Raw genomic sequence first — 22188 nt, 5'->3', positions numbered from 1 at the left:
CCGCCCCGCTCCCGGGGTCCAACGGCAGTAGAGCGCATGCCCGACGTCCGGACAACCGTCCCCCGCCCCCCGGTCACGCCCGGCGCGGGGTCACGCGGGCGCCGCGTAACACCGTACGGAGACCACCTGGCGCGGCCCCCACCGCTGCTCGACGGTGTCCAGCAACTCCCAGCCCAGCCGCTCGTACAGGGACGTCGCCGCGGTGTCGGAGGCCACGACGTCGAGCACCGGGTGCAACGCGCGACGGCGGGCCTCCTCCACGGCCCGGGCGATCAGCAGGGCGCCGATCCCGTGTCCCCTCGCCGCCGGGGCGACGAACAGCCGACCGACGACGGCCGTACGGTCGGGCGTCCGCCCGGACCCGGCGCCGCCGCGCGCGCTCCACAGCAGCGGGGCCGCGTCTGCCTCGCCGCCGCGCGACAGACCGACGTGTCCCACCGGGCGGCCGCCGAGTTCGGCCACCCAGGAGCCGAGCACGGGGTCACCGGCCAGCCAAGCGGCTGGATTCTCGGGCCAGTTGACGGGGTAGCCGTCGTGGGCGTGGACTTCGGCGAGGAGCCGTACGCACGTGGCGAGGTCGTCGTCGGTCCTGCGCCGCAGGCTGCGGATCGGCCTCTCGTGGGGCACTCTGGAGCTCTCGATGTTCACCCCCGAAGGAAAACACGGGGTGGCGTCCGGGCCCCGGTGACGGAATACGACATTCCCCTGGTGATGCGGTGGAATTGGCGCATAATCGTCGTCACGCGGCTCGAATCATCCCTGTTGCCGCGCCGGTCACGCATGCAATGGGGGGCATCGTGATGATGAGGGACCACCGAACGAGCGGAACACTGCCTGCCACGTCCACCGAGCTGTCCGCCCTGCTCACCGCCGTGCGGCGGGGCCGGGTCCTGACCGTCACCGGCCGGTCCCACGAGCCGCGCAGCACGCTCGTCCGCGACGTGGCGCGGCGCCTCGCGTCCAACTTCTGCGACGGCACTGCCGTGGTCTCGGTCGGACGGGAGGGCAGTGTCGGGGAGTTGGTGTCCGCACTGGGCTGCGTACCCGGAATGCCCTTCCTGCCCTGCGGGACCGCGAACGCCGCCTCGTGGCTCGCCGAACGGGACATGCTGCTGGTCCTGGACGACAGCGACCGGCTGAACCCCGTCGCGCTGGACTGGCTGCGCGCGCTGCTCGCCGTCGCGCCCGGCCTGCGCATCCTGGCCGCCGGCCGGCAGCCGCTCGCCGTGGGCCAGGGCCGGGTGCACCACCTCTGAGCGACCGGGCGACCGGGCGACCGCGCCTGAGCGACCGCGAAGGCCGGGCCCGCGCACGCCGGGCCCGCTCACGCGCCGACCGGGCGACCGGGCGACCGCGGGCCCGGTCACACGCGTGCCACGGCGCGGCAACGCCACGGCACTGTCATGCGAGGGTCATTGAATGACGCGGGTCCGGATCCTGGGGTCTGACCTGCGGATTCGCCGCCGGCCGTCGGCCCGGACGGATCGGGCCGGCGGCGGTGGACCCGGCCGGGGCCGTACGCGGATACGGGTCCGCCCCGGCCGGGCACGAGGCCGGCCGGGGCGGAGCGGGTCGCGCGGGTCCCCGTCGGGACCCGGGCGGGATCAGCCCAGGAGTCGCAGCGCTTCGTTCCACGTCGCGGAGGGACGCATCACGGTCGCGGCCTTGGCCGGGTCGGGCTGGTAGTAGCCGCCGATCTCGGCCGGGGAGCCCTGGACGGCGTTCAGCTCGTCGACGATCTTCTGCTCGGACTCGGCGAGCGTCTTGGCCAGCGGCTCGAAGGCGGCCGCGAGCTTCGGGTCGTCGATCTGGCGGGACAGCTCCTGCGCCCAGTACAGGCCCAGGTAGAAGTGGCTGCCGCGGTTGTCGATGCCGCCGATGCGACGGGTCGGCGACTTGTCCTCGTTGAGGAAGGTGCCGGTCGCGCGGTCCAGGGTGTCGGCCAGCACCTGGGCGCGGGCGTTGCCGGTGGTGGTGGCGAGGTGCTCGAAGCTGGCCGCCAGGGCGAAGAACTCGCCGAGGCTGTCCCAGCGGAGGTAGTTCTCCTTGACGAGCTGCTGCACGTGCTTGGGGGCCGAGCCGCCCGCGCCCGTCTCGAAGAGGCCGCCGCCGGCCATCAGCGGGACGACCGACAGCATCTTGGCGCTGGTGCCCAGCTCCAGGATCGGGAAGAGGTCGGTCAGGTAGTCGCGCAGCACGTTGCCGGTGACGGAGATGGTGTCCTCGCCGCGGCGGATGCGCTCCAGGGAGTACGCCGTGGCCTCGACCGGCGAGAGGATCTCGATGGTGAGACCGTCGGTGTCGTGGTCGGCCAGGTACGTCTTGACCTTGGCGATCAGCTGCTGGTCGTGGGCACGGGTCTTGTCGAGCCAGAACACGGCCGGGGCGCCGGTGGCGCGGGCGCGGGTGACGGCGAGCTTGACCCAGTCCTGGATCGGGAGGTCCTTGGTCTGGCAGGCGCGGAAGATGTCACCGGCGGCGACCTCCTGCTCCAGCACGACCGCGCCCGAGGCGTCGACGAGGCGGACGGTGCCCGCCGAGGCGATCTCGAAGGTCTTGTCGTGGCTGCCGTACTCCTCGGCCTTCTGCGCCATGAGGCCGACGTTCGGCACCGAGCCCATCGTGGCCGGGTCGAAGGCGCCGTGGGCGCGGCAGTCGTCGACGACGACCTGGTAGACGCCCGCGTAGCTGCTGTCCGGGAGGACGGCGAGGGTGTCGGCCTCGGCGCCGTCCGGGCCCCACATGTGGCCGGAGGTGCGGATCATGGCCGGCATGGAGGCGTCGACGATGACGTCCGAGGGGACGTGCAGGTTGGTGATGCCCTTGTCGGAGTCGACCATCGCGAGGGCGGGGCCCTCGGCGATCTCGGCGTCGATCGAGGCCTTGATCGCGTCGCCGTCGGGCAGGGCGCCCAGACCGTTCAGGATGGTGCCGAGGCCGTCGTTGGGGGACAGGCCGGCGGCGGCGAGGGTGGCGCCGTAGCGGGCGAAGGTGTTCGGGAGGAACGCGCGGACCACGTGGCCGAAGACGATCGGGTCGGAGACCTTCATCATCGTGGCCTTGAGGTGCACGGAGAACAGGACGTCCTCGGCCTTGGCGCGGGCGATCTGGTCGTTCAGGAAGGTGCGCAGGGCGTCGACGTGCATGACGGACGCGTCCACGACCTCACCGGCGAGGACCGGTACGGACTCGCGCAGCACGGTGGTGGTGCCGTCGGCGTCGACGTGCTCGATGCGCAGCGTGCCGGCCTCGGCGATCACGGTGGACTTCTCGGTGGAGCGGAAGTCGTGCTCGCCCATGGTGGCGACGTTCGTCTTCGACTCGGAGGACCAGGCGCCCATGCGGTGCGGGTGGGCCTTGGCGTAGTTCTTGACCGAGCCGGGCGCGCGGCGGTCGGAGTTGCCCTCGCGCAGGACCGGGTTGACGGCGCTGCCCTTGACCTTGTCGTAGCGGGAGCGGATCTCGCGCTCCTCGTCGGTCTTCGGGTCGTCCGGGTAGTCCGGGAGGGCGTAGCCCTGGCCCTGGAGCTCGGCGATCGCGGCCTTCAGCTGCGGGATCGAGGCCGAGATGTTCGGAAGCTTGATGATGTTGGCTTCCGGGGTCTTCGCCAGTTCGCCCAGCTCGGCGAGGGCGTCGGCGATGCGCTGGCCCTCCTCCAGGTGCTCGGGGAAGCTGGCGATGATCCGACCGGCCAGGGAGATGTCACGGGTCTCGACATTCACACCGGCCGTCGACGCGTAGGCCTGGATCACAGGCAGGAAGGAATACGTCGCGAGGGCCGGGGCCTCGTCAGTGTGCGTGTAGATGATGGTCGAGTCAGTCACCGGATGCTCCGCTCCACAGTCTGCGTCTCTCGTCTGCAACATTGCTCGACATCAAGATATCTCGTGATCGGGCCGCTCTGGACAGCCCCCTGCCGCAAGACGGACGAGACGCGTGTCACCCCGGCGGCGGCGCGACCCGTCCGGGCGTACGACGGCGACGGCGCCGCCCGCGACCCGGTAGGTCGTGGAGCGGCGCCGTCGTGGGTGGTGCGGCCTGGCGCGGTGCGGCTCAGGCCTGGAGCTGCTTGGGGTTGGGTCCGTAGGTGTTGGGACCGGCGTCGCCCTCGATGGCCATGAGGACGATGATGGCGATCCAGCCGACGAACGGGATGACGCTGACCAGGTACCACCAGCCGGACCTGCCGGTGTCGTGCAGGCGGCGGACGCTGACGCCCAGCGTCGGGAGGAAGACGGCGAGGTTGTAGATCCAGAAGATGACCGGGTAGCTGCCGAGGGCGAAGTCGACCACCATCAGGACGACGATGATCGGGATGCTGAAGAGGACGAACATCCAGTACTCCTGGCGGCGTGCCCGGCCGGAGAAGTCCGCGTAGCGCTTGATGACGTCGATGTAGTAGTGCACGAGTCCCCCCTGAGGACGGCATCGATCGGCCCGCTCCACCCGGGAAGGGGCCGGGCCGGACTCATTCCCTGTGGGGGGCACACCCAAGCCGGTTCCGCAGGTCTCGATTTGGCCAACTCGCTTGCATTCTGCGGGGGTTGGGGATAGAGGGGCGACTGGGGGTGGCGGTGCCGGGGATGTCGGCGATCCCGCGGATCCGGGGAGACGGTCGGGGCCGACCCGACGCGGGCCGGCCCGTCCGGGTCAGCCGATGTGGAAGGAGTCCCCGTAGACCTTCCAGTCGAGCGGGGTGTTGAGGTTCAGGTTGCCCTTCTTCAGGAAGACCCGCTGGGCGGTGTCGACGCGGCTGGTGTCGCTGTGGGCCTCCTCCTGCTTCATCGCCCAGACGCGGGCGTCGAGGAAGGCGTTCAGCCAGGTCGTCTCGTTGCCGCCCTGGGCCGGGGGCTTGGCCTTGGTCAGGGCGCGCTTGCGGATGTTGCGGAAGCTGGTGGAGTCGGTGCCGTCGCCGTGCATCACGATGGCGTCGTAGTAGATGAACTGGCCGAGGGTGCCGACGCCGTCGGACTTGCCCTGCTTGACGGACGGGTCGAAGTAGACCCGGTCGCGCTCGTGGTCCTGGGCCTTCTTGAACGCGCTGTCCTGGGCGGCCTTGGCCCAGTCCTTGGTGAAGTTCGGGTCGAGTCCGGCGTGCGAGTCGCTGCCGTCGACCTTGCGCAGGGCGGGCAGGTACTTGGCGAGCACGTTGCCCGGCTTGACCTGGGTGTAGTACTCGACGAGGTCGAGCATGTCGCCGGTGCCGGAGCAGAAGCCGATGATGCCGGCGGTGTAGCCGCGACCGTCGCCTATGTCCTCGATGTACTTGTACTGGGCCTTCCAGTCCAGCGAGGAGTTCTCGGCGCTGGAGACGATCTGCATGGCGATGTCCTTCTTCGCCGGATCGTCGAGGCCGGTCGCCGCCGCGGCGGCGACGCGGGGGCCGGCCTCGGCCCGGGGGGCGTCGGTCGCGTGCGCGGCGACGGGGGCGGCGAGCAGGGCGGCCGTGAGAACGGCGCCGATCGTCAGGGACTTGCGGTGAGGGGTGAACACGGGGCCTCCATGCGGTGGTTGGGCGTTCCCGATTCCGTTAGGAAACTTTCCTACCAGACATCGGGAGACGCGAACACCCCACGCACCACGCGCCCATCGCTCCCGCCGACGCTTTTCGGCCACGCCCGACCCCCCGAGTCGGGGGGGACGGGGGGCCGGAGGGCGGGGGTCGGGGAGGCGGGCCCCGAGGTCCGTCAGAGCCAGCCGTTGCGGCGGAAGCCCCGGTGGATGAGGAAACAGGCGACGGCCATGACGGCGAGGACGGTGGGGTAGCCGTAGGTCCAGCGCAGTTCGGGCATGTGGTCGAAGTTCATGCCGTAGACCCCGCAGACCATCGTGGGGACGGCGACGATGGCCGCCCAGGCCGTGATCTTGCGCATGTCCTCGTTCTGGGCGACCGTCACCTGCGCGAGGTGGGCCTGGAGGATCGAGTCGAGGAGGGTGTCGTAGGCGGAGATCTGCTCGGTGGCGCGGGTCAGGTGGTCGGCCACGTCCCGGAAGTAGGCGCGGACCTCCGGCGGAACGACCGGTATCGGCTGCGTCGCCAGGTGCTGCAACGGCCGGTCGAGCGGGGCCACCGCCCTGCGCAGCTCCAGCAGCTCCCGCTTGAGCTGGTAGATGCGACCGGCGTCACCCCGGCCGCCGTGCTCGCTGAACACGGCGGTCTCCACGGAGTCGAGGTCGCTCTGCACGGCGTCCGTGACGGCCACGTAGTCGTCGACGACGTGGTCCGCCATCGCGTGCAGGACGGCGGCCGGACCCTGCGCCAGCTGCGCCGGCTCGGCCTCCAGGGCCTCGCGGACGGGGCCGAGGGTGCCGCGTCCGCCGTGCCGGATGGTGATCACGAAGTCCTCGCCGACGAAGGCCATCAGCTCGCCGGTCTCCACGACCTCGCTGGTCGCCGTCAGCTCCTCGTGCTCGACGTAGCGGACGGTCTTGAAGACGGCGAAGAGGGTCTCGTCGTAGCGTTCGACCTTGGGGCGCTGGTGGGCGTTGACCGCGTCCTCGACGGCCAGCGGGTGCAGCCCGAACAGTGCGGCGAGGCCGGCCAGTTCCGTCTGGGAGGGCTCGTGCAGACCGATCCAGACGAAGCCCTCGCCCGCCTTGCGCACCCGGTGGAGGGCCTCCTCCACCTCCGTGCACCCGTCCTGGCGGGCGCCGTCCACGTACACGACGCAGTTGACGACGGCGCTGCCGAGCGGGGAGCGGGCCGGGTGGCTGAGGTCGACGGCCCGCCGGTAGCCGCGGCGCACGGCGCGGCGCAGGTTGCTGAACATGGACACGGACGTACTCCCCTTCGGCGGATCAGCGGCCAGTCTGCCACCGTCGCACCCCCGCCCCGGCCACGGTCGGGAAGGGTCGGGGCGCGTCCCGGTCCGGCGCCGCCCTCAGCGTCCCGTCGGCGGCGCGGGCCGGGCCGGGCCGACGTCCGGTCGGGCGGGGGGCACGGGGCGCAGCTCCTCCAGCGCGACCTCGGCGACCACGCGGGCCACCGTCGCCAGGGCGGGCGAGTCCAGCTTCCACTGCTGCCAGTACAGCGGTACGTCCAGGGGGCGGCCCGACGCCAGCTCCACCAGCGCCCCGGACCGCAGCAGCGGCTCGGCCTGCGGTTCGGGCACCAGCCCCCACCCCAGCCCGGCCACCACCGCGTCCCGGAAGCCCTCCGAGGTCGGCACGAGGTGACGGACGGAGCCGGCCCCGGCGGCGCCGCCGGACAGCACCCGTACGTAGGAGTCCTGGAGCTCGTCGCGCCGGTCGAAGACGATCACCGGCGCCTCCCACAGCCGCCGCGCCTCCGATCGCGCGCCCCCCGGCAGCCGACGGGCGACGAAGGCCGGGCTCGCCACCGGCAGGTAGCGCACCAGACCCAGGGCCCGCACCGAGCACCCCGCCACCGGGTCGGGCGAGGAGGTGACGGCGGCCATGACCTGCCCCTCGCGCAGCAGCGCCGTCGTGTGGCCCTCGTCCTCGCGGTGCAGTTCGAAGCAGATCGGCGGTTCCTGCGGCACCCGGGTCAGCGCGGGCAGGAACCAGGTGGCGAGGGAGTCCGCGTTGACCGCCAGGGGCAGTCGGACCGGGCCCAGGTCGTCGGCCATGCCCAACTCGGCCCGCGCGTCGCGTTCCAGCCGGGCGAGCTGGCGCGCGAAGCGGATCACCACCTCTCCCGATTCGGTGGGGCGCACCGGCTTGGAGCGCATCAGCAGGACCCGCCCGGTGCGCTGCTCCAACGCCTTGACGCGTTGGCTCACGGCGGAGGGGGTGACGTGCAGGAGCGCGGCGGCGGCGTCGAAGGTGCCCTCGTCGACGACCGCGAGCAGGGTCCGGACCTGGTCCAGGGGAAGGTCTTCCATCACGAGCGCTAATGCTACGTAAAAATCTTTAGCTGTACTGGTTGCGCCACGCTGCCTACGGTCGTCCCATGAACCACGGCATCACCACAGCGGCCCTGGCCGGCTTCGGCACCGGACTGTCCCTCATCGTCGCCATCGGCGCGCAGAACGCCTTCGTGCTGCGCCAGGGGGCGCGCCGCCAGGCCGTCCTCCCGGTCGTCGCCATCTGCGCCGTGTCGGACGCGGCCCTGATCGCCCTCGGCGTGGCCGGGGTCGGGGCCTTCGTCACCGCCTGGCCCGCCGCCCTCACCGCCGTCGCGGTCGCCGGCGGCGCGTTCCTGATCTGCTACGGGCTCCTGGCGGCCCGCCGGGTGCTGCGCCCCGCCCCCGGGGCGGCCCTCACCGCCTCGGGGGCGGCCGTCGGCTCCGCCCGCGGGGCGGTGCTGACCTGCCTGGCGATGACCTGGCTCAACCCGCACGTGTACCTGGACACCGTGCTGCTCGTGGGCTCCCTGGCCGCCGACCGGGGCGACCTGAGGTGGGCGTTCGGCATCGGCGCGGTCCTGGCCAGCCTGATCTGGTTCTCCGCCCTCGGCTACGGGGCCCGGCTGCTCGGAGGCCTGCTCGCGCGGCCCGGGGCCTGGCGGGTGCTGGACGGCCTGGTCGCCGCGACGATGGTGACCCTGGGCGGATTGCTCCTCGTACGGGCCTGAGCGTGTCGTCGAAGTGACGCCGGACGGTTTCAGCCGGGGCCCTCGACCCCGCCCTCGGGCTCGCGACACGATCGGGGTGCGTTCAGGGGTGGTTCAGGGTGATCACCCATGATCGACGGGCGGTGCGCGACGAAGGCGGGTCCACGAGCTCGACCGGCGGATCCTCCGCGCGCCGGCCCCGGGGCCGTGGTCGAGGCGGCCCTCACCCACGGATCGTGAAGGTGTCCGTGGGCGGGGGGCGGGGCGCCGCGTGGTAGGCATGCGGTGATGCCGGCGATGCACCGAGCCGGCCGCACGACGAACCCGCTGGAGCCCCCACCGTGCCCGACCAGCCCTCCTCAACCGCCGCCCTCGCGTCCGCGTCCGACGAGGGGCTGCGCGCGTACTACGCCGCGCAGCCCGCCCCGCTCGTCGCCGCGACCGGGATCGTCATGGACACCGAGGGCCGGGTCCTCGTCCTGACCACCTCCTACAAGAAGGACGCGGAACTGCCGGGCGGCACGGTCGAGGACACCGAGACCCCCGAGGAGGGCCTGGCCCGGGAGCTCAAGGAGGAGCTGGACCTGTCCGTCCCGGTGGGCCGGCTGCTCGCCGTCGACTCCTGCCGACCCGGCCGGCTCGGCCGCTCGCTCGTGGTGCACGTCCATCTCGTCGGCCCGCTCGCCCCCGACCGGATCGACGCCGTCTCCTTCGCGGACGGGGAGATCACCGGGGCGCACTGGCTCACCCCCGACGAGGCGCACGCGCGCCTGCCCGCCCGCCTGGCGCCCCGGCTGCGCGCGGCGCTGGCCGCGCTGCGGCTGGGCTCGTTCGCGCACCTGGTCGACGGCGTGCCCCAGCCGGGCTCGCCCGCCGGGTTCGATCCGGCCGACCGGGCGGCGTTGGAGCACGCGGGCGGCTTCGACGCGGCCGGCCATCGCGCCGCCCGGCCGAAGTCCCTCACGGCGGCGAACGTCCTGTTCACCGACGGGGCCGGCCGGGTGCTGCTGGTCGAGCCCGGCTACGGCGACGCCGGGCGCCTGCTGCTGCCGGGCGGCGGCGTCGACAGCGACCTCGGCGAGACCCCGAGGGCCGGAGCGGCCCGCGAGGTCCGCGAGGAACTGGGGCTGGACCTGCCCCCCGGCCGGCTCCTGGCGGTGAACTGGTCGCACCGCCCCGGCCATCCGGCGCGGATCCGCTTCCTCTACGACGGCGGGGTGCTCGACGCCGACACGCTCGGCCGGATCCGCCTGCCCGAGGGCGAGCTGCTGAGCTGGCGGACGGTGGACCCCGGGGAACTGCGCGGGGTCGTCAAACCGTTGCTGCGCCGGCAGATCAAGGCCTGCCTCAAGGCGCGCGCCAAGGGCACCGGGCCGCTGGAGCTGCACGAGGGCCGCCCCGCCGGCGCCCCGTAGGACCCGAACGGACCGTGGCGGGGGGCGGCGGGGATCGGCGAGGACAGCGGGGTCCTCCGCGTGGGCATACCCCCTTGGAGTATTTTTCCCGGGTCGCCTACGATGCGCGCATGAGCGAAACGGTGCGTCGGGCGAGCGGCCCCTTCGGGCTGCCCCGACGCCTGTGGCTCGTCCTGGCCGTGCTCACGGGCCTGCTGGGCATGCACGGGCTGGGCCCGGGCGGGATCCCGGCGAAGGCCCCGGCGGCCGTCGCCGCGGCGTTCCGGCCCGCCCTCGCGGCGGCGACCTCCCCGCACGACACCGCCGGGCACGCCGCCCCGTCCCACGACGCGGCGCGGCCCGAGGCCTCACCCCACGACACGCCGGCGGACCGCACGACGCCGGTCCGCGCGCGGGACGCCGCGGTCCCCGCCGCGCCCTGCGCCTGTCCGCACGACGGCCCCGGTGGCGGTCACGCCGAGCACGCGGACGCCACCTGCGCGGCCCCCGGCACCGGCGCTCCCCCGGTCCTGCCCGGCCCGGCGCCCGCGCCCGGCGCGCTCGGGGCGCCGGCGCCGGCCGCCCACGGGATCGCCCCCGCCTCGGCGGTGGACGGACGGGCACCACCCTCACTCTCGGAACTGCAACTCCTGCGCGTATAGGCGGTCTCCGGCGTCACCCCGACGCACGAGCCCGTCCACTTCCCGCACGCCGTCGTCCGGCGTGCCGCAGCACAGGAGAAGCACCACCATGACCATCCGGCGTTCCACGATCCGTCGTACCTCCGCCGTCGCGCTGGCCGCGACCGCCGCCCTCGTCCTCGCAGCCTGCGGCGGGAACTCCGACCCGGCCGACGGCGGCCCGACGCACTCCGGCCACGGCTCCTCCGGCCGGACGGCCGCCGCCACGCCTCCCGCCGGGGCCACGCCCTCCGCCGGGTCCTTGCCGGGCACGGGCGCCCGCGGCGAGAACAACGCGGCCGACACCGCCTTCGCCCAGGGGATGATCCCCCACCACCGGCAGGCCGTCGAGATGGCCGACCTGGCCGCGACGCGCGCCGGATCCGCCGAGGTGAGGAAGGTCGCCGAGGAGATCAGGAAGGCCCAGGACCCGGAGATCAAGACCCTCTCCGGGTGGCTCGCCGCCTGGGGCGAGCAGGTGCCCGCGGCCGGAGCCGACGGCGGGCACGGCGGGCACGCCATGTCCGGGATGATGACCGGCGAGGAGATGGACCGCCTGTCGAAGGCCGAGGGACGGGCCTTCGACACCGCCTTCCTCGAACTCATGGTCAAGCACCACGAAGGCGCCGTGGCCATGGCGAAGACCGAACAGTCCGACGGCCGGTTCCAGGCCGCCAAGGACATGGCCGGCGCCATCGTGTCCTCGCAGGGTGCCGAGATCGCCCACATGAGGGAACTGCTCGGCGGGAAGTAGCCGACGGGTCCGGCCCGGGGCTCACCGACGGTGGTCCCCGGGCCGGGCCGCGCTGCGGCTCCCGCTACCCCGCGATGGGGATCCGCCCGTCGCCACCCCGGTCCGAGCCGCGGTCCCGGCCGGTGCCGGAAGCCTCGCCGGCCCCCGCCTGCGCGGCGGTGGCGGCGTCGGCGCCCCGCGTCAGACCCTTGAGGAGCTGCGGGAGGTCCAGTCCGGTGGTCGAGCCGAGCAGTTCCACGCCCTGGGCGACGTTGTCGGCGACGGTACGGGACAGCCGGCTCGCCCCGTCGGTGGAGATGACGGTCATCTTGTCGATGGCCGCGAGCGGTTCGGCGGCCTTGCCGACGACCTCGGGCAGGACCTCGACCAGCATCTGGAGCACGGCGGCCTCGCCGTAGCGGGCGAAGGCCTCGGCCTTCTTGTCCATGGCCTCCGCCTCGGCGGCGCCCCGGGCGGCGATCGACGCGGCCTCCGCGTCGCCCTCCAGGCGGACCGCCTCCGCGATCGCCGCGCGTCGGGCCCGCTCGGCCTCACCGCGCCGGGCGCCCTCGATGGCCTCCGCCTCGGCCAGGGCCGAACGGCGCTGCTTCTCGCCCTCACCGGTCAGTCGGGCGCTCTCGGCCTCCGCCTGGGCGGCGGCGATGGCCGCGAGGCGTTCGGCCTCGGCCTGCTTGACGCGGGCCACCCGCTTGGCCTCCGCCTCCTGTTCGGCCTCGTAGCGGCGGGCGTCGGCGGGCTTGCGCACCTGGGTGTCGAGCTGGCGGTCGGTCAGGGCGGCCTGTCGTTCGGCGACCTTCTCCTGTTCGGTGAGGATCTGCTGCTGCCGGTCGGCCTCGGCCAGCGGACCCGCGGCGTTGGCCTGGGCGGAGGCCGCGTCGGTCTCCGCCTTGATCTCCGCCTGGCGCAGCTGGAGCGTGCGCTGCGCGACGGCGATCTCCTCCTCCGCCTTCAGGCGCGCCTGCTCGGCGGTGCGGCGGGCGTTGGCCTCCGCGATGTCGGCCTCCTGCTTGGCGCGGGCGGCCTCGGGGCGGCCCAGGTCCTCCAGGTAGGAGCCCTCGGTGGTGATGTCCTGGATCTGGAAGGCGTCGAGGACGAGGCCCTGCCCGGACAGGCTCGCCTCGGCCTCCTCCGCGACCTGGCCGGCGAAGGCGGCGCGGTCACGGATGACGTCCTCGACCGACATGCGGCCGACGATGGCGCGCAGGGCCCCCGACAGCACCTCCTGGGTGAAGCCGACGATGCCGTCCTGCTGCTGGAGGAACCGTTGGGCGGCCGCGCGGATGGCGTCCTCGGTGCCGCCGACCTTGACGATCGCGACGCCTTCGAGGTTGGCCTTGATGCCGCGCAGGGTCACCGCGCCGCGCACGGCGACGGGGATGTGCCGGCTGGACAGGTCGAGGGTGAAGCGCTGCTGCACGAAGGGGACGACGAAGACCCCGCCGCCGACCACGACCTTCTGCCCGCTGTTGTCGGTGACGACCCGGCCGGTGGACGGGTCCGTGGTCTTCCTGCCGCGCCGGCCGGTGATGATGAAGGCCTCGCTGGGGCCGGCGACCTTGTACCGGGTGACGACGACCAGGGCCGACAGGACCAGGAGGACGACCACCCCCACGACGGAGACGACGACAGGACTCATGGGCACACTCCCGTGAACAGGCGGAACAACGACATGGGACGGGGCGGCGCGCCGCCGCACCGCCGAGGTGGTGGCGGGCGGGTGGCCGGGCCGCGGGCCCCGTAGGGCCTCGGTCAGCGCTCCACGGCGCGGACCTCGACGGAGGTCGGCGTCGGGACGGCGCTCACCCACACCTCGGCGCCGCGGCCGAGCGGCCCGGCGGAGGTGGCGGCGTACTTCACCGGCTGGCCGGCGAGCCGCAGCAGGACCTCGCCGTAGCCGCCGCCCCCGGGAATGCCGGTGACCACGGTGCCGGCCGATCCGACGAGGTCGCCCTGGCGGGGGGCCGCCCCGTCGCGGTCGCGCGCCAGGGCGCGGCCGAAGCGGTACGTGGCCCAGCCGACGCCCGCACCGGCCACGGCGCCGGCGGTGGCCGCCGCTCCCGTCCCCAGTCCCGTGGAACCGAGGACGATCGCCCCCGTGAAGCCGAGCATCGAGACGAAGCCCGCGATCACCGGGAGCGACAGCCAACCGTCGAGCGGTCCGGCGGCGGCGGCGTCGAAGACCGACTCCAGCACCCCGTCGAACACCAGCGAGCCGACGAGCAGGAGGACCCCCGTGATGCCGAGACCGAGAAACCATCCCATGGCACTCTCCCCCTGCCGCGTGTCGAACCCGCCGGACAACGGCATCGTGTCATCGCGCCCCCGGCCCGCACACTGCCTGGTTCCGGCAATCTTTATGCGTTTTTGACGCACGACGTGCGGGCCCCGCCCCCGCCCCGCTCCGCCCGGCCCCGCCCGGCCCCGGAAACGACGAAGCGCCGCGGCCGGGGCGAGGAAGGGGGTTCCTTCTTCGCCCCGGCCGCGGCGCGTTCGGGGCCTACGGCGCGGGGGCCGTCGGGCGGATCCGGGTCGCTCAGACCTGCGGGGCCGGGTACGTCGGGTACTCCACGCCGGACACGGTCTGGACGACGCGGATGACCTGGCAGGAGTAGCCGAACTCGTTGTCGTACCAGAGGTACAGGATGGCGTTGTCGCCGTCGACCTTGGTGGCGCCGGCGTCGATGATCGAGGCGTGGCGCGAGCCGACGAAGTCCATGGAGACGGCGTCGGGGGCGGTCGTGAAGTCGATCTGGCGCTTGAGCGGCGAGTGCAGCGACACGTCGCGCAGGTGCTCCAGGACCTCCTCACGGGTGGTCTCGCGGCCCAGGCGCAGGCTCAGGATGGCGATCGAGACGTCCGGGACGGGGACGCGGATCGAGCTGCCGGTGATGGGCGCCTTGAGCTCGGGCAGGGCCTTGGCGACGGCGGACGCGGCACCGGTCTCGGTGATGACCATGTTGAGCGGCGCGCTGCGACCACGACGGTCGGCCTTGTGGTAGTTGTCCAGGAGGTTCTGGTCGTTGGTGAACGAGTGGACGGTCTCCACGTGGCCGCGCAGCACGCCGTACTCGTCGTCCATGGCCTTGAGCGGCGGGACGATCGCGTTGGTGGTGCAGGAGGCGCAGGACAGGATCCGCTCGTCCGGCTTGATCGTGTCGTGGTTGACGCCGTGCACGATGTTCGGGACGTCACCCTTGCCGGGGGCGGTCAGGACGACCTTGTCGATGCCCGGGCGCAGGTGCTTGGCGAGACCGTCGCGGTCGCGCCACTTGCCCGTGTTGTCGATGAGGATGGCGTCCTTGATGCCGTACGCGGTGTAGTCGACCTCGGAGGGGTCGTTCGCGTAGATCACCTTGATCGCGTTGCCGTTGGCGAGGATGGTGCTGGTTTCCTCGTCCACGGTGATGGTGCCCTGGAACTGGCCGTGGATGGAGTCGCGGCGCAGCAGCGAGGCGCGCTTGACGAGGTCCTGCTCGCCGCCACCGCGGACGACGATGGCGCGCAGGCGCAGGCCGTTGCCGGAGCCGGCCTTCTCGATGAGCAGGCGGGCGACCAGGCGGCCGATGCGGCCGAAGCCGTACAGGACGACGTCGCGGCCGTCGCCGCGCTCGATCTTGTTCTCACCGGTCGCGCCGGCGACGGCCTCGGCGGTGAACCGCTCCACCGACAGACCGCGGTCGTCGCTCTTGTACGTCGCGGCGAGCATGCCGATGTCGATCTGCGAGGGGCCGAGATCGAGGGTGGTGAGGGCCTGGAGGAACGGCATCGTCTCGGTGACCGAGAGCTCCTCGCCGTCGATCTGCCGGGCGAATCGATGGGTCTTGAGGATGCTGACCACTGACTTGTTCACCAGGGAGCGGCTGTGGAGCAGGATCGTGACGTCACGCTCCCGGTGCAGCTTCCCGATGATGGGGATCATGGACTCCGCGATCTCTTCGCGGTTTTTCCAGTTGGTGAACGAGTCCTCGTTGACAGTCACAGGTTCATCTTTCGAGCTAGGCGGCGCTCATATGCTAACCCCACCGTCCTTTGATCATTCCAGTGGTGCCCCCCGCTCCGTCGGACCCGTCCACCCCCTGGACGCCCGCGCCCGGTGACCGTCCTTCGGCGCGGGTGCCGATCGAGTCCCGCCGAACCCGGCCACCGGCAGGGTCCGCGCAGGTCAGCCGTGGTGTGACGGTCCGGCGTCCCCGGCCGGAAGGGTGGGACAGCCGATCGCCGCCCGGGTTCCGCGGCCACGTCCGCGTACGCGCCCGCCCTCCGGGCGCAGACGCCGGCGCGGGAAACAATCCCGTCAAATGCACTTAACGGCCCATCCATGGTTCGGGCCGACGCCCCGGCATAGCGTTCTCGGAGGGGATCCGGAAGGTCTCCTCCGAGACCGATCCGGAAGGCAGGGCTCGACGTGTCCGAACTGCACCTCGCCGTCGCGTTGGACGGAGCCGGGTGGCATCCCGCGGCCTGGCGGGAGCCGGGGGCCCGCCCCGGCGAACTGTTCACCGCCCGGTACTGGGCCGACGTCGTCGCCGAGGCCGAGGCGGGTCTGCTGGACTTCGTCACCTTCGAGGACGGCCTGACCCTCCAGTCCTCCTCCCCGACGGAGCACGACACCCGTACCGACCGGGTGCGGGGGCGGCTGGACGCGGTCCTGACGGCCGCCCGGGTCGCCCCGCTGACCCGGCACATCGGGCTCGTGCCGAGCGTGACGGCCACCCACACCGAGCCGTTCCACATCTCCAAGGCGCTGGCCACACTGGACCACGTCAGCCGGGGGCGGGCGGGCGTGCTCCTGCGGGCCTCCGCGCCGCCGCACGAGGCGGCCCACTTCGGCCGTCGTACGTTCCCGCTGCCGGTCGGCGAGTCGGCCGAGGAGGCCGCCGACCACATCGAGGTCGTCCGGCGGTTGTGGGACAGCTGGGAGGACGACGCGGAGATCCGCGACGCCGCCACGGGCCGCTTCGTCGACCGCGACCGCCTGCACCACATCGACTTCGTCGGGCGCCACTTCCGCGTACGGGGCCCCTCGATCACCCCCCGACCGCCGCAGGGCCAGCCGCTGGTGACCGCGACCGCCGGCTCGGCCGCGCCCCGGCCCGGTCTGGTGGACCTGGTGTACGTGGCGCCGCGCGACCTCGACGAGGCGCGGGCGGCGGCCTCGGCCGCCTTCGGCTCGGAGGCCGCGCCGCGGCACGTCTTCGCCGACCTGACGGTCCTGCTCGCCCCGGACACCGCGACCGCGGCGGCCCGGCGCGACCGGCTCGATGAGGCGGCCGGCGGCCCGTACGACCCGGAGGGCGCCTTCTTCACGGGCACCCCGGCCGGGCTCGCGGAGCTGCTCCTGGAGTGGCGGCGCGCGGGGGTGACCGGCTTCCGGCTGCGGCCCGCGGTACTGGCCGACGACCTGCCGGCGATCACCCGGGGCCTGGTCCCCGAGCTCCGGCGGCGCGGGGCCTTCCGCGGCTCGTACGGTGCCGGGACCCTGCGCGGTCTGCTGGGTCTGGAGCGCCCGCCCAACCGGTACGCCGCCGGCGCCGCCGGCTCCACCACGCACCCGACCCGACGCGGGGCCCGGACCCCCGGAACCGGAAGGACGGCATGAGCGGCGAGCCGCGCAAGCGGATCCACCTGGCGGCGCACTTCCCCGGCGTCAACAACACCACGGTGTGGAGCGACCCCGAGGCGGGCAGCCACATCGACTTCGACTCCTTCGCCCACTTCGCGCGGACCGCCGAACGCGCCAGGTTCGACTTCGTCTTCCTCGCCGAGGGACTCCGGCTGCGCGAACAGGGCGGCCGGATCCACGACCTGGACGTGGTCGGCCGTCCCGACACCTTCACCGTGCTCGCGGCGCTGGCCGCCGTCACCGAGCACCTGGGGCTGACGGGCACGATCAACTCCACCTTCAACGAGCCGTACGAGGTGGCCCGCCAGTTCGCGAGCCTCGACCACCTCTCCGGCGGCCGGGCCGCCTGGAACGTGGTGACGTCCTGGGACGCCTTCACCGGCGAGAACTTCCGCCGCGGCGGGTTCCTGGCGCGCGAGGACCGCTACGCGCGGGCCCGGGAGTTCCTGGCGACCGCCACCGAGCTCTTCGACTCCTGGGACGGTACGGAGATCGCCGCCGACCCCGTCTCCGGCACCTTCCTGCGGGACGGGCGCGCCGGTACCTTCGCGCACCGCGGGCGGCACTTCGACATCGAGGGCCGCTTCAACGTGCCGCGCAGCCCGCAGGGCCGACCGGTGATCTTCCAGGCGGGCGACTCGGACGAGGGGCGCGAGTTCGCCGCCGCCCGCGCGGACGCGATCTTCGGCCGCCACGGCACGCTGGACGAGGGCCGCGCCTTCTACGCCGACGTCAAGGGGCGCCTCGCCCGGTACGGCCGGCGCCCCGAGGAGCTGCTGATCCTGCCCGCCGCCACGTTCGTCCTCGGCGACACCGACGCCGAGGCCCGCGAGCTCGCCCACGAGGTGCGCCGCCTCCAGGTGAGCGGGGCCACCGCGATCGCGTACCTGGAGCACGTCTGGAACCGGGACCTGTCCGGCTACGACCCGGACGGCCCGCTGCCCGAGGTGGACCCGGTGCCCGGGGAGAACACGATCGCCCTGGGTCGGGCGAGCGTGCGGCAGTTCCGGGACCCCCTCGCCACGGCCCGGGAGTGGCGGGCGCTCGCCGAGGCGAAGAACCTGTCGATCCGCGAGCTGGTCATCGCCACGACCGCCCGGCAGACCTTCGTGGGCTCCCCCGCCACCGTCGCGGACGCCATCGACGACCTGGTGCGGGCGGACGCCGCCGACGGCTTCGTCCTGGTCCCGCACCTGACCCCCGGCGGGCTCGACGCCTTCGCCGACACGGTGGTGCCGCTGCTCCAGGAGCGGGGCGCCTTCCGCACCGAGTACACCGGCACCACCCTGCGCGACCACCTCGGCCTGTCCGTACCCGAGGCCCGGCGGCCCGCCGCCGGGGCCGAGGGGGCCGGCGGCGGTGCGGAGGCCGCCGGCGCGTACGCCGACCTGTAAGGCGCGTACGCCGACCCGTAAGGAGACCCGTCATGTCCGGCATCCCGCTCGGGGTCCTCGACCTCGTGCCGATCACCTCCGGTTCCACCGCCGCGGAGGCCCTGCACCGCAGCATCGACCTGGCCCGACAGGCAGAACGTCTCGGCTACGCGCGGTACTGGTTCGCCGAGCACCACCTGAACCCCGGCGTCGCCGGGACCTCCCCGGCCGTGCTGCTCGCCCTGACCGCCTCGGCGACCTCCACGATCCGGATCGGTTCGGGCGCCGTCCAGCTCGGTCACCGCACCGCGCTGTCGACGGTCGAGGAGTTCGGCCTGATCGACGCCCTGCACCCGGGCCGGCTCGACCTGGGGCTGGGCCGCTCGGCGGGCCGGCCCCCGCGGCCCGCGGAGGGGGCCGCCGAGCCCTTCGTCGGGTACACGCCGAACGGGCTGCTGATCCCGCCCCGGTTCTCCTTCGCGCACCTGCTGGGTCACCCCCGGGTGGCGCTCCAGCAGAAGCTGTTGAACCTGCCGGGAGCCACCGCGCAGGACTACGGCGAGCAGGTGGACGACGTCCTCGCGCTGCTGCGCGGGGAGTACCGGTCCCCGGAGGGGATCGGGGCGCGCGCGGTACCGGGCGAGGGGGCCGACGTACAGGTGTGGATCCTGGGCAGCAGCGGCGGGCAGAGCGCGGAGACCGCCGGGCGGAACGGTCTGCGGTTCGCCGGGAACTACCACGTCAGCCCCGGTTCGGTGCTGGAGGCGGTGGAGGGCTACCGGGCGGCGTTCAAACCGTCGGCGGAGCTGGAGCGCCCGTACGTGACGGTCTCGGCGGACGTGGTGGTGGCCGAGGACGACGAGAGCGCCCACGGCCTGGCCGAGGGGTACGGGCCCTGGGTGCGCAGCATCCGTACCGCCGAGGGCGCCATCGCCTACCCGTCCCCGGACGAGGCGCGGGCCCTGCCGTGGACCGAGGCCGACCGGGCGCTCGTGGCGGACCGGGTGGACACCCGGTTCGTCGGGTCGCCGCGGACCGTCGCGGACCACCTGGAGCGGCTCGCGGGGGCGACCGGGGCGGACGAGCTGCTGATCACCACGATCACCCACGACCACGCGGCCCGGGTCCGCTCGTACGAACTGTTGGCCCGCGAGTGGGGCCGACGAGGAACGCCCGCCGAGGGTTGAGGGGCCCCGGCGGGAGGGGAGGTCCGGCGGACGGCGATCGGGATCCGGTCAGGATTCGAGAAGCGCCGGCCGCCGGGCCGCCGGTAGCGTGATCGTCGGCCCGGAGGTGTTCCGGCCGGGCCGGGTGACGCCGCAGGTGACCGCGCAGGCGGCCCCGCCGACCGAGGGAGACACGAGAGCCATGGCCAGGAGGACGGACACCCGCTCGCCCGCCCCGCACGCCGCCGACAGCCACGGGCTGATCCGCGTGCACGGAGCGCGCGAGAACAACCTCAAGGACATCAGCATCGAGATCCCCAAGCGGCGCCTGACGGTGTTCACCGGTGTGTCCGGTTCGGGCAAGAGCTCCCTGGTGTTCGACACGATCGCGGCGGAGTCGCAGCGGCTGATCAACGAGACGTACAGCGCCTTCCTCCAGGGCTTCATGCCCACCCTGGCGCGGCCCGAGGTCGACGTCCTCGACGGACTGACGACCGCGATCATCGTCGACCAGCAGCGCATGGGCGCCGACCCGCGCTCCACGGTCGGCACCGCCACGGACGCCAACGCCATGCTGCGGATCCTCTTCAGCCGGCTCGGGAAGCCGCACATCGGGCCGCCCGGCGCGTACGCCTTCAACGTGCCCTCGGTCCGGGCGAGCGGCGCGATCACGGTCGAGCGCGGGGCGCAGAAGACCGTGAAGGCGACCTTCAACCGGACCGGTGGCATGTGTCCGCGCTGTGAGGGGCGCGGCTCGGTCTCCGACATCGACCTCACGCAGTTGTACGACGACTCCAAGTCGATCGCCGAGGGCGCCTTCACCATCCCCGGCTGGAAGTCGGACAACGTCTGGACGGTGGGGATCTACGCCGAGTCGGGGTTCCTGGACCCGAACAAGCCGATCTCCCGGTTCACCAAGCGGGAGATGCAGGACTTCCTCTACCGCGAGCCGACGAAGGTGAAGGTCAACGGGGTCAACCTCACCTACGAGGGCCTGATCCCCAAGATCCAGAAGTCGTTCCTGTCCAAGGACAAGGAAGCGATGCAGCCGCACATCCGGGCCTTCGTGGAGCGGGCGGTCACCTTCACCACCTGCCCCGAGTGCGACGGGACCCGGCTGAGCGAGGCCGCGCGTTCCTCGAAGATCAAGCGGATCAGCATCGCCGACGCCTGCGCGATGCAGATCAGCGATCTCGCCGCGTGGGTGCGGGGCCTCAGGGAGCCGTCGGTGGCGCCGCTGCTCACCGCGCTCGGCCGGACCCTGGACTCGTTCGTCGAGATCGGTCTCGGCTACCTGTCGCTGAACCGGCCGGCCGGCACGCTGTCGGGCGGCGAGGCGCAGCGCGTGAAGATGATCCGTCACCTCGGTTCCTCGCTGACCGACGTCACGTACGTGTTCGACGAGCCCACCTCGGGGCTGCACCCGCACGACATCCAGCGGATGAACGAGCTGCTGCTGCGGCTGCGCGACAAGGGCAACACGGTGCTGGTGGTGGAGCACAAGCCGGAGATGATCGCGATCGCCGACCACGTGGTCGACCTCGGCCCGGGCGCCGGACGGGCGGGCGGCACGGTCTGCTTCGAGGGCACCGTCGAGGGGTTGCGGACGGGCGGCACCCTCACCGGTCGCCACCTCGACGACCGGTCGGGCGTCAAGAAGGAGGTCCGCGAGGCCACCGGCGCCCTGGAGGTGCGGGGCGCCACGGCCAACAACCTGCGCGGGGTCGACGTCGACATCCCGCTGGGGGTGCTGACGGTCGTCACGGGCGTCGCCGGTTCCGGCAAGAGCTCGCTCGTCCACGGGTCGATCCCGGCGGACGCGGGGGTGGTGTCGGTCGACCAGACCCCGATCCGCGGCTCGCGACGGAGCAACCCGGCGACGTACACCGGCCTGCTCGACCCGATCCGCAAGGCGTTCGCCAAGGTCAACGGGGTGAAGCCGGCGCTGTTCAGCGCCAACTCCGAGGGCGCCTGCCCCACCTGCAACGGCGCCGGGGTGGTCTACACCGACCTCGGGATGATGGCCGCGGTCGCGAGCCCCTGCGAGGAGTGCGAGGGCCGGCGGTTCCAGGCGTCGGTGCTGGAGTACCGGCTGGGCGGGCGGGACATCAGCGAGGTGCTGGCGATGTCGGTGTCGCAGGCCGAGGAGTTCTTCGGCGCGGGCGAGGCGCACACCCCGGCGGCGCACCGGATCCTCGTACGCCTTTCCGAGGTCGGCCTCGGCTACCTCAGCCTCGGGCAGCCGCTGACCACCCTGTCGGGCGGGGAGCGGCAGCGGCTGAAGCTGGCCACCCACATGGGCGACAAGGGCGGGATCTACGTCCTCGACGAGCCGACGACCGGGCTGCACCTGGCGGACGTCGAGCACCTGCTGGCGCTGCTGGACCGGCTCGTGGACTCCGGCAAGTCGGTGATCGTCGTCGAGCACCACCAGGCGGTCATGGCGCACGCCGACTGGATCATCGACCTGGGGCCCGGTGCGGGCCATGACGGCGGGAAGATCGTCTTCCAGGGCACGCCGGCCGATCTGGTCGCGGCCCGGTCCACCCTGACGGGCGAGCACCTGGCGGCGTACGTCGGCTCCTGAGACCCGTCCCGGGGGGGCGGGGCCGGCGGCGCGGGGACGCGCCCGCCGACCCGGCCGACACCCCGGCACCCGGGCCCGCCCCCGCCCGCCCCGCCC

General features: G+C 73.2%; 18 protein-coding genes. 9 read left to right on the top strand and 9 right to left on the bottom strand.

Annotated elements, in window-relative coordinates:
- Positions 1-90 precede the first annotated feature (90 nt).
- Positions 91-648, bottom strand: a complete 558-nt coding sequence (locus ACZ6ZI_RS16760) for a GNAT family N-acetyltransferase (RefSeq protein ID WP_469521054.1) — start codon at positions 646-648, stop codon at positions 91-93.
- Between the two features lie 149 nt (positions 649-797).
- Here ACZ6ZI_RS16760 and ACZ6ZI_RS16755 point away from each other — a divergent pair, with 149 nt between their 5' ends.
- Positions 798-1256 (top strand): hypothetical protein, encoded by a 459-nt coding sequence (locus ACZ6ZI_RS16755; protein WP_469521051.1) that lies wholly within the window; start codon positions 798-800, stop codon positions 1254-1256.
- A 348-nt stretch (positions 1257-1604) separates the two neighbouring features.
- On the opposite strand, the gene ACZ6ZI_RS16750 is transcribed toward ACZ6ZI_RS16755, so the two are convergent.
- From ACZ6ZI_RS16750 to ACZ6ZI_RS16730, 5 genes are all read right to left on the bottom strand, one after another.
- Entirely contained in the window at positions 1605-3824 is a 2220-nt protein-coding gene (locus tag ACZ6ZI_RS16750; protein WP_469521049.1) for an NADP-dependent isocitrate dehydrogenase, read from the bottom strand.
- A 229-nt stretch (positions 3825-4053) separates the two neighbouring features.
- Positions 4054-4407 (bottom strand): DUF805 domain-containing protein, encoded by a 354-nt coding sequence (locus ACZ6ZI_RS16745; protein WP_469521046.1) that lies wholly within the window; start codon positions 4405-4407, stop codon positions 4054-4056.
- A 243-nt stretch (positions 4408-4650) separates the two neighbouring features.
- A complete protein-coding gene (locus tag ACZ6ZI_RS16740) occupies positions 4651-5493 on the bottom strand; it encodes a chitosanase (RefSeq protein WP_469521044.1) in 843 nt (280 codons plus the stop codon).
- Between the two features lie 194 nt (positions 5494-5687).
- Entirely contained in the window at positions 5688-6770 is a 1083-nt protein-coding gene (gene corA, locus ACZ6ZI_RS16735; RefSeq protein ID WP_469521645.1) for a magnesium/cobalt transporter CorA, read from the bottom strand.
- A 111-nt stretch (positions 6771-6881) separates the two neighbouring features.
- On the bottom strand, positions 6882-7844 hold the full coding sequence (locus ACZ6ZI_RS16730; protein ID WP_469521641.1) for a LysR family transcriptional regulator ArgP: 963 nt from the start codon (positions 7842-7844) through the stop codon (positions 6882-6884).
- Positions 7845-7912: 68 nt separating this feature from the next.
- On the opposite strand from ACZ6ZI_RS16730, the gene ACZ6ZI_RS16725 reads away from it, so the two are divergent.
- From ACZ6ZI_RS16725 to ACZ6ZI_RS16710, 4 genes are all read left to right on the top strand, one after another.
- Entirely contained in the window at positions 7913-8536 is a 624-nt protein-coding gene (locus ACZ6ZI_RS16725; protein ID WP_469521042.1) for a LysE/ArgO family amino acid transporter, read from the top strand.
- A 320-nt stretch (positions 8537-8856) separates the two neighbouring features.
- Complete coding sequence (locus ACZ6ZI_RS16720) at positions 8857-9930, top strand: NUDIX domain-containing protein (protein WP_469521039.1); 1074 nt, start codon at positions 8857-8859, stop codon at positions 9928-9930.
- 110 nt (positions 9931-10040) lie between these two features.
- On the top strand, positions 10041-10571 hold the full coding sequence (locus ACZ6ZI_RS16715; protein ID WP_469521037.1) for a DUF6153 family protein: 531 nt from the start codon (positions 10041-10043) through the stop codon (positions 10569-10571).
- Between the two features lie 88 nt (positions 10572-10659).
- Entirely contained in the window at positions 10660-11343 is a 684-nt protein-coding gene (locus ACZ6ZI_RS16710; protein ID WP_469521034.1) for a DUF305 domain-containing protein, read from the top strand.
- Positions 11344-11407: 64 nt separating this feature from the next.
- Here the strand turns inward: ACZ6ZI_RS16710 and ACZ6ZI_RS16705 are convergent, their stop codons facing one another.
- From ACZ6ZI_RS16705 to ACZ6ZI_RS16695, 3 genes are all read right to left on the bottom strand, one after another.
- Positions 11408-12979: a flotillin family protein gene (locus tag ACZ6ZI_RS16705; protein WP_469521032.1), complete on the bottom strand. Its 1572-nt coding sequence runs from the start codon at positions 12977-12979 to the stop codon at positions 11408-11410.
- A 113-nt stretch (positions 12980-13092) separates the two neighbouring features.
- A complete protein-coding gene (locus ACZ6ZI_RS16700) occupies positions 13093-13605 on the bottom strand; it encodes a hypothetical protein (RefSeq protein WP_469521029.1) in 513 nt (170 codons plus the stop codon).
- A 271-nt stretch (positions 13606-13876) separates the two neighbouring features.
- Positions 13877-15322 (bottom strand): glyceraldehyde-3-phosphate dehydrogenase, encoded by a 1446-nt coding sequence (locus ACZ6ZI_RS16695; RefSeq protein ID WP_469521026.1) that lies wholly within the window; start codon positions 15320-15322, stop codon positions 13877-13879.
- A 426-nt stretch (positions 15323-15748) separates the two neighbouring features.
- Here ACZ6ZI_RS16695 and ACZ6ZI_RS16690 point away from each other — a divergent pair, with 426 nt between their 5' ends.
- The 4 genes from ACZ6ZI_RS16690 (at position 15749) to ACZ6ZI_RS16675 (ending at position 22092) form a co-directional block, all read left to right on the top strand.
- The gene (locus ACZ6ZI_RS16690; RefSeq protein ID WP_469521024.1) at positions 15749-16942 is read left to right on the top strand and encodes an LLM class flavin-dependent oxidoreductase; all 1194 of its coding nucleotides are present in this window, start codon (positions 15749-15751) and stop codon (positions 16940-16942) included.
- Complete coding sequence (locus ACZ6ZI_RS16685) at positions 16939-18360, top strand: NtaA/DmoA family FMN-dependent monooxygenase (protein ID WP_469521022.1); 1422 nt, start codon at positions 16939-16941, stop codon at positions 18358-18360. Before ACZ6ZI_RS16690 ends, ACZ6ZI_RS16685 begins: the two co-directional genes overlap by 4 nt.
- A 32-nt stretch (positions 18361-18392) precedes the next feature.
- Complete coding sequence (locus ACZ6ZI_RS16680) at positions 18393-19526, top strand: LLM class flavin-dependent oxidoreductase (protein WP_469521020.1); 1134 nt, start codon at positions 18393-18395, stop codon at positions 19524-19526.
- Between the two features lie 181 nt (positions 19527-19707).
- Positions 19708-22092: an ATP-binding cassette domain-containing protein gene (locus ACZ6ZI_RS16675; RefSeq protein WP_469521017.1), complete on the top strand. Its 2385-nt coding sequence runs from the start codon at positions 19708-19710 to the stop codon at positions 22090-22092.
- Positions 22093-22188: the final 96 nt, after the last annotated feature.

The sequence above is a fragment of the Streptomyces sp. NPDC103540 genome, from assembly GCF_055584445.1.
Note: the sequence above shows the minus strand (reverse complement) of the source record. Positions and strands in the feature narration are given on the sequence as shown.

Excerpts from the sequence above, each read along its gene's own strand:
- ACZ6ZI_RS16675 (WP_469521017.1), top strand. The coding sequence starts at position 19,708 with ATGGCCAGGAGGACGGACACCCGCTCGCCCGCCCCGCACGCCGCCGAC.
- corA (WP_469521645.1), bottom strand. The coding sequence starts at position 6,770 with ATGTTCAGCAACCTGCGCCGCGCCGTGCGCCGCGGCTACCGGCGGGCC.
- ACZ6ZI_RS16685 (WP_469521022.1), top strand. The coding sequence starts at position 16,939 with ATGAGCGGCGAGCCGCGCAAGCGGATCCACCTGGCGGCGCACTTCCCC.
- ACZ6ZI_RS16710 (WP_469521034.1), top strand. The coding sequence starts at position 10,660 with ATGACCATCCGGCGTTCCACGATCCGTCGTACCTCCGCCGTCGCGCTG.
- ACZ6ZI_RS16715 (WP_469521037.1), top strand. The coding sequence starts at position 10,041 with ATGAGCGAAACGGTGCGTCGGGCGAGCGGCCCCTTCGGGCTGCCCCGA.
- ACZ6ZI_RS16700 (WP_469521029.1), bottom strand. The coding sequence starts at position 13,605 with ATGGGATGGTTTCTCGGTCTCGGCATCACGGGGGTCCTCCTGCTCGTC.
- ACZ6ZI_RS16680 (WP_469521020.1), top strand. The coding sequence starts at position 18,393 with ATGTCCGGCATCCCGCTCGGGGTCCTCGACCTCGTGCCGATCACCTCC.
- ACZ6ZI_RS16725 (WP_469521042.1), top strand. The coding sequence starts at position 7,913 with ATGAACCACGGCATCACCACAGCGGCCCTGGCCGGCTTCGGCACCGGA.
- ACZ6ZI_RS16730 (WP_469521641.1), bottom strand. The coding sequence starts at position 7,844 with ATGGAAGACCTTCCCCTGGACCAGGTCCGGACCCTGCTCGCGGTCGTC.
- ACZ6ZI_RS16705 (WP_469521032.1), bottom strand. The coding sequence starts at position 12,979 with ATGAGTCCTGTCGTCGTCTCCGTCGTGGGGGTGGTCGTCCTCCTGGTC.